Origin of the sequence: Verrucosispora sp. WMMD1129 (assembly GCF_029581255.1) — a bacterium.
GTDB classification, from domain to species: Bacteria; Actinomycetota; Actinomycetes; order Mycobacteriales; family Micromonosporaceae; genus Micromonospora; species Micromonospora sediminimaris.
Genome location: NZ_CP120741.1, coordinates 2,014,404 through 2,030,696, shown reverse-complemented (window position 1 = coordinate 2,030,696; position 16,293 = coordinate 2,014,404). Strand labels below are relative to the sequence as shown.

At 71.4% G+C, this 16,293-nt stretch carries 15 protein-coding genes and 1 pseudogene; all 16 read left to right on the top strand.

From position 1 onward, the window contains the following. Nucleotides 1-157 precede the first annotated feature (157 nt). The 16 genes and pseudogenes from ftsY to lepB all read left to right on the top strand — a co-directional run bounded on the left by ftsY (nt 158) and on the right by lepB (nt 16,292). Entirely contained in the window at nt 158-1,342 is a 1,185-nt protein-coding gene (ftsY, locus tag O7624_RS09215) for a signal recognition particle-docking protein FtsY (protein WP_093401704.1), read from the top strand. 6 nt (nt 1,343-1,348) lie between these two features. After that, complete coding sequence (locus O7624_RS09210) at nt 1,349-2,212, top strand: aminoglycoside phosphotransferase family protein (RefSeq protein WP_170863284.1); 864 nt, start codon at nt 1,349-1,351, stop codon at nt 2,210-2,212. 250 nt (nt 2,213-2,462) lie between these two features. Further along, complete coding sequence (locus O7624_RS09205) at nt 2,463-3,791, top strand: ammonium transporter (protein ID WP_275415501.1); 1,329 nt, start codon at nt 2,463-2,465, stop codon at nt 3,789-3,791. A gap of 25 nt (nt 3,792-3,816) precedes the next feature. Beyond that, nucleotides 3,817-4,155: a P-II family nitrogen regulator gene (locus O7624_RS09200; protein ID WP_166458079.1), complete on the top strand. Its 339-nt coding sequence runs from the start codon at nt 3,817-3,819 to the stop codon at nt 4,153-4,155. A gap of 11 nt (nt 4,156-4,166) precedes the next feature. Next, the gene (locus tag O7624_RS09195) at nt 4,167-6,548 is read left to right on the top strand and encodes a [protein-PII] uridylyltransferase (protein WP_282239695.1); all 2,382 of its coding nucleotides are present in this window, start codon (nt 4,167-4,169) and stop codon (nt 6,546-6,548) included. A gap of 217 nt (nt 6,549-6,765) precedes the next feature. Beyond that, nucleotides 6,766-8,325 (top strand): signal recognition particle protein, encoded by a 1,560-nt coding sequence (gene ffh / locus O7624_RS09190; RefSeq protein WP_282239694.1) that lies wholly within the window; start codon nt 6,766-6,768, stop codon nt 8,323-8,325. A gap of 66 nt (nt 8,326-8,391) precedes the next feature. Continuing rightward, nucleotides 8,392-8,979, top strand: a complete 588-nt coding sequence (locus O7624_RS09185; RefSeq protein ID WP_282239693.1) for a Uma2 family endonuclease — start codon at nt 8,392-8,394, stop codon at nt 8,977-8,979. 18 nt (nt 8,980-8,997) lie between these two features. Continuing rightward, on the top strand, nt 8,998-10,077 hold the full coding sequence (locus tag O7624_RS09180) for an amidohydrolase family protein (RefSeq protein ID WP_282239692.1): 1,080 nt from the start codon (nt 8,998-9,000) through the stop codon (nt 10,075-10,077). 174 nt (nt 10,078-10,251) lie between these two features. Then, entirely contained in the window at nt 10,252-11,658 is a 1,407-nt protein-coding gene (proS, locus tag O7624_RS09175; protein WP_282239691.1) for a proline--tRNA ligase, read from the top strand. A 138-nt stretch (nt 11,659-11,796) separates the two neighbouring features. After that, nucleotides 11,797-12,444, top strand: a complete 648-nt coding sequence (locus O7624_RS09170; protein ID WP_093401695.1) for a DUF402 domain-containing protein — start codon at nt 11,797-11,799, stop codon at nt 12,442-12,444. Nucleotides 12,445-12,693: 249 nt separating this feature from the next. Then, nucleotides 12,694-13,155 carry a 30S ribosomal protein S16 gene (rpsP, locus tag O7624_RS09165; protein WP_093401694.1) on the top strand — a complete coding sequence of 154 codons (462 nt, stop codon included), beginning with the start codon at nt 12,694-12,696 and terminating at the stop codon, nt 13,153-13,155. 1 nt (nt 13,156) lies between these two features. Further along, nucleotides 13,157-13,390, top strand: a complete 234-nt coding sequence (locus tag O7624_RS09160) for an RNA-binding protein (RefSeq protein ID WP_013732101.1) — start codon at nt 13,157-13,159, stop codon at nt 13,388-13,390. A gap of 2 nt (nt 13,391-13,392) precedes the next feature. Further along, on the top strand, nt 13,393-13,947 hold the full coding sequence (gene rimM, locus O7624_RS09155) for a ribosome maturation factor RimM (RefSeq protein WP_282240586.1): 555 nt from the start codon (nt 13,393-13,395) through the stop codon (nt 13,945-13,947). A gap of 15 nt (nt 13,948-13,962) precedes the next feature. Beyond that, the gene (gene trmD, locus O7624_RS09150; protein ID WP_282239690.1) at nt 13,963-14,736 is read left to right on the top strand and encodes a tRNA (guanosine(37)-N1)-methyltransferase TrmD; all 774 of its coding nucleotides are present in this window, start codon (nt 13,963-13,965) and stop codon (nt 14,734-14,736) included. Between the two features lie 145 nt (nt 14,737-14,881). Beyond that, nucleotides 14,882-15,238: a 50S ribosomal protein L19 gene (gene rplS / locus O7624_RS09145; protein ID WP_093401691.1), complete on the top strand. Its 357-nt coding sequence runs from the start codon at nt 14,882-14,884 to the stop codon at nt 15,236-15,238. 185 nt (nt 15,239-15,423) lie between these two features. Then, a pseudogene (gene lepB / locus O7624_RS09140) lies at nt 15,424-16,292 on the top strand (signal peptidase I). The last annotated feature ends 1 nt before the right edge of the window (nt 16,293 follow it).

Sequence of the window (16,293 nt, the reverse complement as noted above, 5' to 3'; positions counted from 1 at the left end):
CTTTACTACCCGGCCGGCGGCGCACCACTGCCAACTGTGGCCGAGACTACCGCCGCTTCCTGGGCGGACGCCGCGAGCGGTCGGGCGGCTGGGAACCGCCGCGCCCGGCGGGAGCGGTGGCTGAGACGTGATCGCCGGCATCTGACAGGATTCCGGCATGACGGATTACCTCCTCATCGCTCTCGCCCTGCTCGGTCTGCTGATCCTCGGCGGCATCGGGCTGGTCGTGCCGCGGCTGCGTCGACGGCCGCAGCCGCCGTTGCCGCGTACGGAGGTCGACACCCGGGCGGAGGAGGACCTCGCCGGCCCGCCGGTGCAGGCACCGGAGGCCGATCTGTCCACGGGTGTCCTGGTCGAGCCGCCGGTCGAGGCGCCGGCACCGACCGTCGAGGTGCCCGAGCCGACCGCCGGCCGGCTGGTGCGGCTGCGCTCCCGGCTGTCGCGATCGCAGAACGTGTTCGGCAAGGGTCTGCTCGGCCTGCTCAGCCGGGACCGGCTCGACGAGGACGTCTGGGAGGAGATCGAGGACAGCCTGATCACCGCCGACGTGGGCGTCGACGCCACCCGGGAGATCGTCGACCGGCTGCGGGAGCGTACCCGGGTGCTGGGTACCCGGTCGGTGGCCGAGCTGCGGTCCCTGCTCGCGGCCGAGCTGGTCAACGCGCTCGACCCGGGGCTGGACCGGTCGCTGCACACCGCTCCGAAGGAGGGCGTGCCGGCGGTGCTGCTCGTGGTCGGGGTCAACGGCGCGGGCAAGACCACCACCTGCGGCAAGATCGCCCGGGTGCTCATCGCCGACGGTCGCAGCGTGCTGCTCGGCGCCGCCGACACCTTCCGGGCCGCCGCCGCCGACCAGTTGCAGACCTGGGCCGGGCGGGTCGGGGCCGAGACCGTCCGTGGCCCCGAGGGCGCCGACCCGGCCAGCGTCGCCTTCGACGCCGTCAAGCGCGGCATCGAGACGGGCGTGGACACGGTCCTCGTCGACACCGCCGGCCGGTTGCAGAACAAGATCGGCCTGATGGACGAGCTGGGCAAGGTCAAGCGGGTGGTGGAGAAGCACGGCCCGATCGACGAGACACTGCTGGTGCTCGACGCCACCACCGGTCAGAACGGGCTGGAGCAGGCGCGGGTCTTCACCGAGGTGGTGAACGTCACCGGGGTGGTGCTGACCAAGCTCGACGGCACCGCCAAGGGCGGCATCGTCATCGCCGTGCAGCGCAAGCTCGGCATCCCGGTGAAGCTGGTCGGCCTCGGCGAGGGCCCGGACGACCTGGCGCCCTTCGACCCGGCGCAGTTCGTCGACGCGTTGCTGGGTACCGAGTCCTCCGGTCAGACCGCGTAACCTCGGGTGACCAGAGACGATCGCGCGTACGCGGGCTGGCGCGACCCGAGCCACCCGTCGCAGCGCCTCGGGAGACCGTACGTGACCTCGCAGGAGATCCCGCTGCACGGCGGGAACGTGAGCACCGTGGTGCGGGTCGGTGACACGGTGCGGCGCAACGCCGGGCCGTGGACCCCGTCGGTGCACGCCCTGCTGCGTCACCTGGAGTACGTCGGATTCACCGGTGCCCCTCGTGCCCTCGGCATGGACGAGCGCAACCGGGAGGTGCTGTCGTACCTGGAGGGGGAGTGCGGGGAGTACCCGCTGGCCCCGCACTGGGTCACCGACGAGGCGCTGGTCACCGTCGCCACCATGCTGCGGATGTTCCACGACGCCCAGTACGGTTTCGTGCCGCCGCCGCAGGCGGTGTGGCGCTCGTTCGGCCCACCGCCGCCGGACACCGAGGTCATCTGCCACCACGACGCGGCACCGCACAACGTGATCTGGCGGCCGGACGGCACCCTCGGGCTGATCGACTTCGATCTCGCCTCGCCCGGTGCCCGGATCTACGACGTGGCGTACGCCGCGTGGACCTGGGTGCCGATCTTCTCCGACCGGGACTCCATCACCCTCGGCTGGAAGCGCCCGGACCGGCCGCGTCGGTTGCGGCTCTTCGCCGACGCGTACGGGCTGATTCCGCGCGACCGGCACCGGCTGATCCGGACCATCCGCAAGCGGATCGTCGACCACGTCGAGGGCATTCGTCGGATGGCCGCGGCGGGGGAGCCGGCCTTCGTCCGGATTGTGCACAAGGGCCACCTGCGCCGGCCGATGCGGGATCTGCGGTTGCTCGACTACGAGCGACACGCCCTCGAGCACGCCCTGCGCTGAGATCTGCGGGGTCTCCCGACGGTCTCTGGGCCGTCGGGGGGATAGACCGGCACCAAATGGCCGATCCACCCCCGTCGAAGCGCTGAGGTGTGCGTCTTTCTTCACACGTCCGAAACAAGCCGTCACGGTTCGGAAACCAGCCGGGGACCCTTGGTGAAACAGCGGACTACCAGGCTTCCGCGCAACCGGCGTACGGGCGATGCTGCGCGGTGCCGGGAGGGAGGGAGAAAACAACCCGAGAGGAGGCAGCGTGCCGGAGCTAGATTCTGGTGCCACCGCCTGGATTTTGACTTCAGCCGCGCTGGTGTTGCTCATGACGCCCGGCCTGGCGCTGTTCTACGGGGGCATGACCCGGTCCAAGTCCGTGCTCAACATGATGATGATGAGCTTCGGGGCGATCGGCCTGGTCAGCCTGCTGTGGGTGTTCTACGGCTACAGCATCGCGTTCGGTGAGGACGTCGGCGGGATCACTGGTGATCTTTCCGCCGCCGGTCTGCGCGGCATGCTGGAGAGCGGGACCGAGGGTGGCATCCCCGACCTGCTGTTCGCCGGTTTCCAGTTGATGTTCGCCGTGATCACCGTCGCGCTGATCAGCGGCGCGATCGCCGACCGGGCCCGGTTCGGCCCGTGGCTGCTCTTCGCCGGACTGTGGGCCACCCTGGTCTACTTCCCGGTGGCGCACTGGGTGTGGGGCGGTGGCTGGATCTTCGAGCTGGGTGTGCTCGACTTCGCCGGTGGCACCGCGGTGCACATCAACGCCGGTGCCGCGGCGCTCGCCCTGGCGCTGGTGCTCGGTCGCCGGGTGGGCTGGCCGAAGGACAGTTTCAAGCCGCACAACCTGCCGATGGTGCTGCTCGGTGCCGGCCTGCTGTGGTTCGGCTGGTTCGGCTTCAACGCCGGGTCGGCGCTGGCCGCCAACGGCACCGCCGCGGTCGCCTTCATCAACACTCAGGTCGCCACCGCCGCCGCGGTGATGGGCTGGCTGCTGGTGGAGAAGCTCCGCGACGGCAAGCCGACCACCCTCGGTGCGGCGTCCGGCGCCATCGCCGGCCTGGTCGCCATCACCCCGGCCTGCGCCTTCCTGGAGCCGCTCGGCGCCATCGCGCTCGGCGTCATCGCCGGTGTCGTCTGCGCGCTGGCCGTCGGCCTCAAGTACCGCCTCAAGTACGACGACTCGCTCGACGTGGTCGCCGTGCACATGGTCGGCGGCATCATCGGTTCGCTGCTCATCGGCTTCCTGGCGATGGAGGTGCTGGCCGGTGAGGGCAACGACGGTCTGCTCTACGGCGGTGGCATCACGCTGCTGGGCAAGCAGGCCCTCGGTTCGGTGGCCGTGCTGGCGTACTCGTTCGTGGTCGCGTACCTCATCGGCTTCGTGATCGACAAGACCATCGGCTTCCGCGCCAGCGCCGACGCCGAGGTCGAGGGCATCGACAACGCCGAGCACGCGGAGAGCGCGTACGAGTTCAGCTCCACGGGTGGTGGCGGTGGCGCGTTCGCCGCCGCGGGCATCGGCACCTCGGCGGCGTCGTCGAAGACCGAGCCCACCGAACCGGTAAGCGAAAAGGTCGCCGGCTAACGTTTCGGGAATGGAGGGGTTGGACATGAAGCTGGTGACCGCGGTCATCAAGCCGCACCAGTTGGACGCCGTCAAGGAGGCCCTGCACACGCTGGGCGTGGCCGGTCTGACGGTGAGCGAGGTCCAGGGCTACGGGCGGCAGAAGGGCCACACCGAGGTCTACCGGGGCGCCGAGTACACCGTCGAGTTCCTGCCCAAGATCCGGGTGGAGGTGCTCACCGACGAGATCGACGTCGAGAAGATCGTCGACGCCGTCGTGTCGGCCGCCCGGACGGGCAAGATCGGTGACGGCAAGGTCTGGGTGACCGCCGTCGAGGAGGTCGTCCGGGTCCGCACCGGCGAGCGCGGCCTGGACGCACTGTAGGGCGATGATCGATGACCTCGTTGACCAGTAGGACAGCCTCGGAACCCCCCGGCAGCGCTGACCTCCTGGTCAACGAGGTCGTCGGCGTACCGGCCGGGGTCGGCGCGACGGCGCGTCGGGCCCGGGCCGACGCGTACGACGCCTGGCTGGCCCGGCTGCTGCCGGACCGGCCGGGCGTCGCGCTGCTCGCGGTCGGCGGCCTTGGCCGGCGGCAGTGCGCTCCCTACGGCGACCTCGACCTGGTGCTGGTGCACGCCGGGGTGCCCGGCATCGACGAACTGGCTGCCGCGCTCTGGTATCCGATCTGGGACGCCGGGCTGCGGCTGGACCACTCGGTCCGGACCGTCGCCGAGGCGCTGTCGGTCGCCCAGGACGACGTCAAGGTGGCCCTCGGGCTGCTCGACGCCCGGCTCGTCGCCGGTGATCCGGACCTCGCCGACACGCTGGTGCGCAGCGCCACCGACCACTGGCGGCGCACCGCGGTCCGCCAACTCGCGCCCCTGCGGGAGAGCACCGCCGCCCGCTGGCAGGCCCACGGCGAACTGGCCCACCTGCTGGAGGGCGACCTGAAGGAGGCGGCCGGAGGGTTGCGTGACGTCGGCATCCTGCGGGCCATCGCCACCGCCGGGATCACCGACGCGCTACGACCCGCCGTGCACGCCGCGCACCTGCGGCTGCTGGACACCCGGGACGCGTTGCACCAGCAGGTCGGCCGGCGCGTCGACCGGCTGCTCGCCCAGGAGCGCGACGGGGTGGCCGCCCTGCTCGGCCTGCGTCGGACACCGTCCGGCGTAGCCGAGGGCGTTCCGCCGGGCGGGGTGCCGCCGCAGCCGGCCGGCGCGTCACCGGACCAGCGGTCCGGCCCCGCGCCGCGTCCCGAGGAGGGCGACGGTGACACCCTGCTGCGTCGGGTCGCCGGTGACGCCCGGACCATCAGCCACGCCCTGGACGACGCCTTCCGCGCCGCCGACCGGTTGCGTTCCGGTCGCCGTCGGGGCGCCGACGGCAGGCCGCTGCGCCGCCCGGTCGCCCGGGACGTGGTCGAGCACGACGGCGAACTGGTGCTGGCCCGCACCGCCATCGGCGCCCGCCCCGACGCCAGCCTGTCGCTGCGAATGGCCGCCGCCGCGGCGACCACCGGGCTGCCGATCGCCCGGGCCACCTGTGAGTGGCTGGCCGCGTACTGCCCGCCGCTGCCGACGCCCTGGCCGGCCGAGGCCCGCGCCGCCCTGACCACGCTGCTCGGTGCCGGCGCCGGCATGATCCCGGCCTGGGAGACCTGCGACCGGTACGGGCTGATCGACGGATGGTTGCCGGAGTGGACCCGGCTGCGCAGCCTGCCCCAGCACAACCCGGTGCACCGGTTCACCTTGGACCGGCACCTGGTGCAGACGGCCGCCGAGGCCGGTCGGCACACCCGCGACGTGGATCGCCCCGACCTGCTGCTGCTCGGCGCGCTCCTGCACGACGTCGGCAAGGGGCTCCCCGGTGACCACAGCGTGGTGGGCGCGCCGATCGCCGAGGGGATCGCGACCCGGATCGGCCTACCGGCCACCGAGGCGACGCTGATCGGCACGCTGGTCCGGCTGCACCTGGTGCTGCCGGAGGTGGCCACCCGGCGGGACCTGTCCGACCCGGTCACCATCGCCCGGGTGGCCGAGTCGGTGGGCGATGTCACCACCCTCGACCTGCTGTACGCGCTGGTGCGCGCCGACGCCGCCGCCACCGGCCCGGCCGCCTGGTCGGACTGGAAGGGCCGGTTGATCGCCGAGCTGGTCGCCCGAGTCCGCACCACCCTCGACACGGGCGACGTACCCGCCCCGCCGGCACCGGACCCGGCGCTGGTGGCCGGGCCACTTCCGGTCGTACACCTGACCGGGGACCGGGTGGCGGTGGCCGCGGCCGATCGTCGGGGCCTGCTCGCGACGGTGGCCGGTTGCCTGGCCCTGCACCGGCTGGAAGTGCTCGCCGCCGACGCCTCGACGGTGGACGGACGGGCCCTGGTGCAGTGCCGGGTGCAGCCACGCTACGGACTGGCCCCGGATCCGGTGGCGCTGAGCGCCGACCTGCGCCGCGCGGTGCGCGGTGACGTGTCGGTGACCCAGCGGCTACGCGGTCGGGCCCTGGCCGCACGGGGGGCCGGGGCCCAACCGCGGGTGGTCTGGCACCGGGACGCCGCCACCGACGCGGTACTGCTGGAACTGCGTGCCGCCGACGCCGCTGGCCTGCTCTACCGGGTGACCAGCGCGCTCGACGCGGCCGGCGCTCAGGTCCGGGCGGCCCGGATCGCCACCCTCGGCGGCGACGTGGTCGACGCCTTCTACCTGGTCGGTGGCTGGCCCTCCGAGGAGGAACGGGCCCGCCTGGAGGCCGCCGTCCTCGCCGCCGTGTAGCGGCCCGCCTGGCTCCCGCGCCGGATCTGTGGCAGTAAAGGTGTCAACTGACCGGCGTGTCGGATACCGCAACTGCCACAGATCGTGGCGCCCGGGCGCTCGCGGGGGCTGGGCGGGCGGGAGCGGGGGTGTGGGTGGCGGGCTACCCTAGCGGTGGTCGGACAGCTCACCCGGCCCCGCTCGTGCTCATCGGAAAACTGACAAACGGGATGTTCGCGTGTTTGACACCTTGAGTGACCGCCTCTCCGGGATCTTCACCAAGCTCCGCGGCAAGGGACGTCTCACCGACGCCGACATCGACGCCACCGCGCGCGAGATCCGCCTCGCGCTGCTGGAGGCGGACGTCGCGCTGCCGGTGGTCAAGGGCTTCATCGCGAACGTCAAGGAGCGGGCGCGCAGCGCCGAGGTCTCGCAGGCGCTCAACCCGGCCCAGCAGATCATCAAGATCGTCAACGAGGAACTGATCGCCGTGCTGGGCGGCGAGGGGCGACGGCTCCAGTTCGCCAAGCAGCCGCCCACCGTGATCATGCTCGCCGGTCTTCAGGGCTCCGGTAAGACCACGCTCGCCGGCAAGCTGGCCCGCTGGCTCAAGGCCCAGGGGCACCAGCCGCTGCTGGTCGCCGCCGACCTGCAACGTCCCAACGCCGTCGGGCAGCTCCAGGTGCTCGGTGGCCGCGCCGGTGTCGAGGTGTACGCCCCGGAGCCCGGCAACGGCGTCGGTGACCCGGTGCAGGTGGCCAAGGCCTCCATCGAGCACGCCCGCCGGGCCGCCCGGGACGTCGTCATCGTCGACACCGCCGGCCGGCTCGGCATCGACGCGGAGATGATGCAGCAGGCCGCCGACATTCGCGACGCGGTCAACCCCGACGAGGTCGTCTTCGTCATCGACGCGATGGTCGGTCAGGACGCGGTGCGGACGGCCGAGGCGTTCCGCGACGGCGTCGGCATCACCGGCGTGGTCCTCTCCAAGCTCGACGGCGACGCCCGTGGTGGTGCCGCGCTGTCGGTCCGTGAGGTGACCGGGCAACCCATCCTGTTCGCCTCCACCGGCGAGAAGCTGGAGGACTTCGACGTCTTCCACCCCGACCGGATGGCCAGCCGGATCCTCGGCATGGGCGACGTTCTCACTCTGATCGAGCAGGCCGAGGCGGCCTTCGACACCGATCAGAAAGAGAAGATGACCGCCAAGCTGATGGGCGGCGAGCAGTTCACCCTGGAGGACTTCCTCGACCAGCTCATCGCGGTACGCCGGATGGGGCCGATCGCCAACGTGCTGGCCATGATGCCGGGCATGGGGCAGGTCAAGGACCAGCTCGCCGAGCTGGACGACAAGCACTTCGACCGGATCACCGCGATCATCCGGTCGATGACCCCGGCCGAGCGCACCAACCCGAAGATCATCAATGGCTCCCGGCGGGCCCGGATCGCCAACGGCTCCGGCGTCACCGTGATGGACGTGAACCAGCTGCTCAACCGCTTCACCGACGCGCAGAAGATGATGAAGCAGATGGGCGGTATGATGGGCCTGCCCGGGGCCGGGCGGCGCAAGGCGACCAAGTCGCCGAAGAACAAGCGCAAGGGCACCAAGGGCGGCAACCGGCCACGCAGCGGCGCCGGCACCCGGGGCGTACAGGGTGGCTTCCCGGGCGGGATGCCGCAGTTGCCGCCGGGAATGAGCCCCGACGACCTGGCCGCCGGTCAGGGCCTGCCGCCCGGCTTCAAGCTGCCGAAGATCGACTTCAACAAGTTCGGCAAGGACGGCAAGCCGCCCCGCTGAGCGTGTCGGTGACGGCGGGTGGTGTTGTCGGCGCTTAGGGTGATGCCGCCCCTCGAAGGAGGAGTCATGACCGTGGCCCCCATGCTGCCCATCCCACCCGAGCGCTCGGAGTGGACGGTCGACGACCTCGGCGAGCTGCCGCAGGACCTTCCGTACGAACTGGTCAACGGAAGGTTGATCGTGCCATCGCCGACCGCCCTGCATCAGGACCTCTGTGTCGAGCTGTTGCTCGCCCTACGAGTGAACTGCCCACCCGACTACCTGGTCAGCATCGACCTGTCGATGCGGATCGACAGGCGCAACGAACCCCGACCCGACGTGGTCGCCATCCGCCGGGAGCACGCCAACCGATCGCCCGTCCCGGTCGAGGACGCGCTGCTCGCCGTCGAGGTCATCCCGCCCACCTCTACCTTCCGTGACCTGTACGACAAGGCCAAGGTCTACGCCCACGCGGGGGTCCGGTCGTACTGGGTGGTCGACCCGCTGCACGAGAAGATGACGCTTACGGAATACACCCTGAGTCCGTCCGGTGACTACGAGGTCGCCGCCCACACCGAGGATCTCTTCGTCACCGAGCGGCCCTGGAAGGTGTCGGTCGACCTGCCCGCGCTCACCGTGCGGCGAGCCGGGCTTATGGCGCGCGACGGGCAGTGATCGGGTAGGACTGTGCGCATGGCTCTGCATGTGCGCGGTGTGCTCCTGCCCGACGACGAGGTACGCGACCTGTGGCTGGTCGGCGACCGGGTCACCTTCGACCCGGTGCCCGGCGCGGAGACGGTCGCCGACCGCGGCTTCATCCTGCCCGGTCTGGTGGACGCGCACTGCCACATCGGCATCGCCCGGGGCGGGGCACCGATCACCTCGCTGGACCAGGCGCGTGCGCTGGCGCGGATCGACCGGGACGCCGGCGTCCTCGCCCTCCGGGACGCGGGATCGCCCTTCCCGTACCCGGAACTGGACGACGAACCCGACCTGCCCCGGCTGGTCCGGGCCGGCCGGCACGTGGCACCGCCCAAGCGGTACCTGCGCGACATCGGCGTGGAGGTCGGTGCCGCCGAGGTGGCCGCGACCGTGGCGGAGCAGGCCGCCGCCGGCAACGGCTGGGTGAAGCTGGTCGGCGACTGGATCGACCGGGGCGTCGGCGACCTGGCGCCGGCCTGGGACGCCGACACGATGACCGCCGCCGTGGCCGCCGCCCACGCCGCCGGGGTACGCGCCGCCGTGCACACCTTCAGCGAGTCCGCGGTGGAGATCATGGTGCGGGCCGGGGTGGACTCGGTCGAGCACGGCACCGGGCTCAGCCTCGACCTGATCGACCTGATGGCCCGGCAGGGCACCGCGCTGATCCCCACGATGATCAACATTCGTACCTTCGGCCACATCGCCGACCAGGCCCGGGCGAAGTTCCCCGGGTACGCCGAGCACATGCTCGCCCTGCGCGACCGTTTCCCGCAGGTGGTGCGGTCCGCGTACGAGGCGGGTGTGCCGATCTATGTCGGCACCGACGCCGGTGGCGGCATCGACCACGGCCTCGCCGTCGAGGAGATGCTCCTGCTGCACGAGCAGGCCGGAATGTCCACCCTGGACGTGCTCGCCGCCGCCTCCTGGGGGGCCCGCGCCTGGCTCGGACTTCCCGGCCTCGTCGAAGGCGGCCTGGCCGACCTCGCCATCTACCCCCGGGACCCCCGCCAGGACCTCACCACCCTCCACACCCCCACCCGCCTCATCCTCCGCGGCCACCCCCTCCCCTGACCCGCCCCCGGGCCTCCCCGGCCCACACCCCGCGTTGATCAAGAAGTTTGCGTCGACCGCAGCGCCGAATCCGACGCAAACTTCTTGATCAACGCGAAGGTGTGGGCTCGGCGGTGGGGGTGGGTTGGGCGTGGGTGGCGGGGGGCGGGGGGCGGGCGCATAGGATGTGCGGTCATGGCGCGCGTGCTTACTCCCCGGTCTGAGGACTTTCCTCGCTGGTACCAGGATCTGATCGCCAAGGCGAAGCTGGCCGACAACGGGCCGGTGCGAGGGACCATGGTGATCCGACCGGCCGGCTATGCCATCTGGGAGCGGATGCAGGCCGAGATGGACGACCGGATCAAGGCGGCCGGCGCGGAGAACGCCTACTTCCCGCTGTTCATCCCGGAGAGCTACCTCAAGCGCGAGGCCGAGCACGTCGAGGGCTTCTCACCGGAGCTGGCTGTGGTCACCCACGGTGGTGGCAAGCAGCTCGCCGAACCGGTCGTGGTACGACCCACCAGCGAGACGGTCATCGGCGAGTTCATGGCCAAGTGGATCGACTCCTACCGTGACCTGCCGCTGCTGCTCAACCAGTGGGCCAACGTGGTCCGTTGGGAACTGCGTCCCCGGGTGTTCCTGCGGACCAGCGAGTTCCTCTGGCAGGAGGGGCACACCGCGCACGCCACCCGGGAGGACGCGCGCGCCTACGCCCGCAAGATCCTGCATGAGGCGTACGAGGACCTGATGGTGAGCGTGCTCGGCATCCCCGTGGTGGTCGGGCTCAAGACCGCCCGCGAGCGTTTCGCCGGGGCAACCGCCACCTACACCTGCGAAGGCATGATGGGCGACGGCAAGGCGCTCCAGCTCGGCACCAGTCACGAGCTGGGTCAGAACTTCGCCAAGGCCTTCGACATCAGCTACTCCTCGGCCGAAGGTGGCCGGGAACACGCCTGGACGACCTCCTGGGGCACCTCGACCCGGATGCTCGGCGGCCTGATCATGTGCCACGGCGACGACAACGGGCTGCGGGTGCCGCCGCGGCTGGCGCCGACCCAGGCGTACGTCATGGTGGTCAAGGACGGTGACGGAGTCACCGAGGCGGCGGCCAAGCTGCGCGACGCGCTGCGGGACGCCGGTGTCCGGGTCGCGCTCGACGACCGCACCGACACCCCGTTCGGCCGCCGGGCCGTCGACGCCGAGCTGCGCGGCTATCCGGTACGCGTCGAGGTCGGTCCCCGCGACCTGGCCGCCGGCAACGCTGTGGTGGTCCGCCGTACCGACGGCTCGAAGGCACCCACGCCGGTGGCGGACGTGGTCGGTGCGGTGCTCGCCGCACTCGACGCCGACCAGCGGGCGCTGCACGACCAGGCGCTCGCCTTCCGTGAGTCGCGCACGGTCGATGTGGCGACGCTGGACGAGGCGCTGGAGGCGGCAACCACCGGTTGGGCCCGTGTCCCGTGGTCGGCGGTCGGCGTCGACGGCGAGGCGAAGGCCAACGCCCAGGGCGTCACCGTCCGCTGCCTGGTCCGTGCCGACGGCACCGTTCCCGACACCGAGGACGAGCCCGACCTCATCACCATCCTCGCCCGCGCCTACTGACCCCACCCCCGGCCCCCGCGGCCCCGCCCCGCCTCCGGCCCGCTTCGGTTGATCGTGAGGTTGGCGAGCTGCCGCCAAACTCATGATCAACGGTTTGGGGTGGGGAGGGGGCGGGAGGGCGAAGGTAGGGTCGGGGGCGTGAGGTTGGAGCCGGGGCGGTTGGTCGTGCACCGCAACGTGCGGCGGGGGCGGATCGGCTGGGTCCGGCCGGCGCGGGTGGTCAGTGACGACGAGCGGGGGCTGCTGCTCTGGGTGGCCGAGGGCACGCCGGTGGCCGGCGAGGTCAACGAGGCCGGGCTGGGCATGCGGGCGGTGCCCTTCCGGGAGTGGTTGACCCCGACCTACCGGCTGGCGCAGGGCCGCTGGAACGGTCCACCCTTGTTGAAGTTCCTGCCGACCGGTGCGGCCCACTCCGTCTGGTGGTTTCGCGACGTGCGGGGCCGCTTCGCCGGCTGGTACGTCAACCTGGAGGAATCGGGCGTCCGTTGGGACGACGGCGGGCTGGCCGGTGTGGACATCGTCGACCAGGACCTCGACGTGTGGGTCCGTCCCGACCGCAGCTGGGAGTGGAAGGACGAGGACGAGTTCGTCGAGCGGCTGGCCTTCCCCGAGCACTACTGGGTGACCGACGAGGCGGCGGTGCGGGCCGAGGGTAAACGGGTGATCGCGCTGGCCGAGGCGGGCGTCTTCCCGTTCGACGGCACCTGGTGCGACTTCACCCCGCCGGCGCACTGGACGGCCCCCGATCGCCTGCCCGAAGGCTGGAATCGCCCGCCGGCGCGCTGACCAGATTCATGTGTTCTTCGTCACGTGAGCCCCGCCTCGGGTGACCCTGGCAGGTGCGGTGTGAGCGTTCCGGTGGGGATCTGGCAGAATGGCTGGCTGGTATCCGGCGCGTGTCCGGCGCCCTCTAACCCGGGCACGTCGTCAGTCCACCCGAGCAGTCTCCGGCCCAACCCCACTGTGCCGGTTGGCGCTCACCCGTGCACACCACCCGTACCGGGTCGGTGAGATCGCAACAGGAGCGAAACAACCGTGGCCGTAAAGATCCGGCTCCTGCGGATGGGCAAGATCCGCAACCCGCAGTACCGCATCGTCATCGCCGACTCACGCACCAAGCGCGACGGCCGGGCGATCGAGTTCGTCGGCATCTACCAGCCGAAGGAAGACCCTTCGGTCATCGAGGTCAAGTCGGAGCGGGTCCAGTACTGGCTCTCCGTCGGCGCCCAGCCCAGCGAGGCGGTGCAGCGGCTGCTGGAGCTGACCGGTGACTGGCAGAAGTTCAAGGGCCTGCCCGCCCCGCCGCCGCTGAAGGTCGCTGCCGAGCGGGCCGACCGCAAGGCGGCCTACGAGGCCGAGGCGAAGGCTGCCGCAGGCGTGGCCGACACCCCCGCCAAGCCCGCGAAGAAGGCCGCCAAGGCCGCCGAGGCGCCGAAGGCCGAGGAGGCCCCGAAGGCCGAGGAGCAGCCCGCCGCGGACTCCGGCGAGCAGGCCTGACATGGCGCTGCGGCCGGCGTTGGAGCACCTGGTCAAGGGCATCGTCGACCACCCCGACGACGTCCGCGTCCGGATGGTCGATTCCCGTCGAGGGAAGCGGCTGGAGGTCCGGGTGCATCCCGAGGACCTGGGCACCGTGATCGGGCGGTCCGGCCGGACCGCCAAGGCGCTGCGCCAGGTGATCGGCTCCATCGGTGGGCGCGGCGTACGCGTCGACATCGTCGACTCGTACTGATGCTGCTCATCGTCGGCAGGATCGGTAAGCCGCACGGGATCCGCGGTGAGGTCACCGTGGAGGTGCGTACCGACGAGCCCGAGACGCGTTTCGCCCCCGGCATGGTGTTGAGCACCGTGCCGGGGGTGAAAGCCGCCCAACCCGCACCGGACGCTCCCGGTGTGCTGTTCCGGACGCCCGACACGTTGACAGTCGAGTCCGCGCGTCGGCATCAGGAGCGGCTGCTGGTCGCCTTCGAAGGGGTGCTGGACCGCGACGTCGCCGAGGCGCTGCGGGGCACCCTGCTCGCGGTGGACAGCGCCGACGTCGCCCCGCCGGAGGATCCGGAGGAGTTCCACGATCATCAGTTGGTCGGGCTGGCGGTGGTCACGCCGACCGGCGAGCGACTGGGTGAGGTGGCCCGGATCGACCACGCCCCCGCCTCCGATCTGCTGGTGCTGCGGCGGCCCGAGGGGCACACGGCGTTGATCCCGTTCGTCAAGGCGATCGTCTCCGAGGTCGATCTCGCCGGTGGCCGGGTCGTGGTGGACCCACCCGGCGGCCTGCTCGATCTCTAGCTGGCGGAGCCCCTGATGCGCGTCGACATCGTGTCGATCTTCCCGGAGTACTTCGCCCCGCTGGACCTGTCGCTGATCGGCAAGGCGCGGGCCAACGGCACCCTGCGGCTGGCCGTACACGACCTGCGGGGTTGGACCCACGACGTGCATCGCACCGTCGACGACACCCCGTACGGCGGCGGGCCCGGCATGGTGATGCGGCCGGAGCCGTGGGGCGAGGCGTTGGACGCCCTGGCACCAGCGGAGCTGACCCCGCCGCGGCTGTTGGTGCCGTCGCCGGCCGGCGTGCCCTTCACCCAGGCGATGGCCCACGAGCTGGCCGACGAGCCGCACCTGCTGTTCGCCTGCGGCCGGTACGAGGGCATCGACCAGCGGGTCCTCGACCACGCGGCGACGCGGATGCCGGTCACCGAGGTGAGCCTCGGTGACTACGTGCTCTTCGGCGGCGAGGTGGCGGTGCTGGTGATCCTGGAGGCGGTGACCCGGCTGCTGCCGGGGGTGCTCGGCAACGCCGGTTCGCTGGCCGAGGAGTCCCACGCGCACGGGCTGCTGGAGGCGCCGATGTACACGAAGCCGGCGACCTGGCGCGGACTGCCGGTGCCGGAGGTGCTCCGCTCCGGCGACCACGGCCGGATCGCCCGTTGGCGTCGCGACGAGGCGCTGGCCCGCACCGGCCGCCGCCGGCCGGACATGCTCACCGGGCTGGATCCGCAGAGCCTGGACAAACGGGACGTCGCGGCGTTGGACCGGGCCGGATTTCAGGTGCCCGGACCGGATGTGGCAAAGTAGGGGGGTTGCCGCAGTCGTCTGCGCCCGTGGGCGGCTGCGAGGATCTCCGACCGGGGTCGGTCCGCACCGACCACCACCCGGGGATCAGTATCACCCATCCGCGCGCCGAGTGACGGTGCGCCGTGAGCCTCACGAGGACGCAGCGATGAACATCCTGGACGCCCTTGACGCCCAGTCGAAGCGCACCGACCTGCCCGACTTCCGTGCCGGTGACACCGTCAAGGTGCACGCCCGGGTGGTTGAGGGAGCCCGGTCCCGGGTCCAGATCTTCCAGGGCGTCGTCATCCGTCGCCAGGGCGCTGGGCTGCGCGAGACCTTCACCGTCCGCAAGCTCAGCTTCGGCGTCGGCGTCGAGCGGACGTACCCGATCAACAGCCCGGCGATCGACCGGATCGAGGTCGTGGTTCGCGGTGACGTCCGCCGGGCCAAGCTCTACTACCTGCGTGAGCTGCGGGGCAAGAAGGCCAAGATCAAGGAGCTGCGCGAGAAGCAGCCGAGCTGACGTCGCGCTACGCCACGCCGCCCGAGCTGCGCATATGCTGTACCGCCCAGGTCGCACTACCCTGGTCGTACGGGCGCAGCGCGGCGGTGACCCGCCTCCTGTGTGGCGGGTGACCTCCACTACCGCCCGGGGAGCCTCGACGAGGTTCCCGGGCGGTAGTTGTTTCTGCGGACCGGGGAGTGAGCGTGGTACAGGCGCTTGACGACAGCGGTGCGGCCGATCCGTGGCGTCGGCGCACCCGACGCAGTAAACGGCAGATGCCGCTCTGGCAGGAGTTGCCGCTGCTGCTCATCGTCGCCTTCTGCCTGGCGGTGCTGATCCGTACCTTCCTCCTCCAGGCGTTTTTCATCCCCTCCGGGTCGATGGAAGACACCCTGCTCGTCGGTGACCGGGTGGTGGTCAACAAGGTCGTCTACAACGTCCGGAACCCGCAGCGGGGCGAGGTGGTGGTCTTCCGGGGCACCGACCAGTGGGTTCCGCAGGTGGACGCGCAGCCGCCCACCACCTTCGCCGACAAGCTCGGCCGCACCATCGGTGATCTGATCGGCGTCGGCCGTCCGGGCGAGAAGGACTTCATCAAGCGCGTGATCGCGCTGCCCGGGGACCGGGTGAGCTGCTGTGACGACCAGGGGCGGGTGCTGGTCAACGGCACTCCGCTGGACGAGTCGGCGTACGTGCTGCGGGACTCGCCACTGGATGTCCCGCCGAATCCACAGGAGTGCCGCTCCCGGCGGTTCGAGGAGATCGTCGTCCCGCCCGGTCACATGTTCGTCCTCGGCGACCACCGGCAGGTCTCGCTGGACGCCCGGTGTCAGGGCACCGTACCGATCGACAACGTGGTCGGACGGGCGTTCGCGGTGGTCTGGCCGTCCGACCGGTGGAATTCGCTGCCGATCCCCGAGACCTTCGCCACCGTCGCCCCACCCCCCACGGCGGGTGGTGCGGCCCCGGTACGCCCCGACCCCGACGGAGGTGTCGTCCTGCTCCTCCCGATTGCGGCCACACTATCCGTTCTCGCGCGTTCCGGACGGTGGCGCTCGATCGGGCAACGTAGG

What these genes read in the sequence shown, in the direction of transcription:
- trmD (WP_282239690.1), top strand. Translation starts at nt 13,963, where the DNA reads ATGCGCGTCGACATCGTGTCGATCTTCCCGGAGTACTTCGCCCCGCTG.
- O7624_RS09195 (WP_282239695.1), top strand. Translation starts at nt 4,167, where the DNA reads ATGACCTCGTTGACCAGTAGGACAGCCTCGGAACCCCCCGGCAGCGCT.
- O7624_RS09185 (WP_282239693.1), top strand. Translation starts at nt 8,392, where the DNA reads ATGACCGTGGCCCCCATGCTGCCCATCCCACCCGAGCGCTCGGAGTGG.
- ftsY (WP_093401704.1), top strand. Translation starts at nt 158, where the DNA reads ATGACGGATTACCTCCTCATCGCTCTCGCCCTGCTCGGTCTGCTGATC.
- O7624_RS09200 (WP_166458079.1), top strand. Translation starts at nt 3,817, where the DNA reads ATGAAGCTGGTGACCGCGGTCATCAAGCCGCACCAGTTGGACGCCGTC.
- O7624_RS09180 (WP_282239692.1), top strand. Translation starts at nt 8,998, where the DNA reads ATGGCTCTGCATGTGCGCGGTGTGCTCCTGCCCGACGACGAGGTACGC.
- O7624_RS09160 (WP_013732101.1), top strand. Translation starts at nt 13,157, where the DNA reads ATGGCGCTGCGGCCGGCGTTGGAGCACCTGGTCAAGGGCATCGTCGAC.
- proS (WP_282239691.1), top strand. Translation starts at nt 10,252, where the DNA reads ATGGCGCGCGTGCTTACTCCCCGGTCTGAGGACTTTCCTCGCTGGTAC.
- rplS (WP_093401691.1), top strand. Translation starts at nt 14,882, where the DNA reads ATGAACATCCTGGACGCCCTTGACGCCCAGTCGAAGCGCACCGACCTG.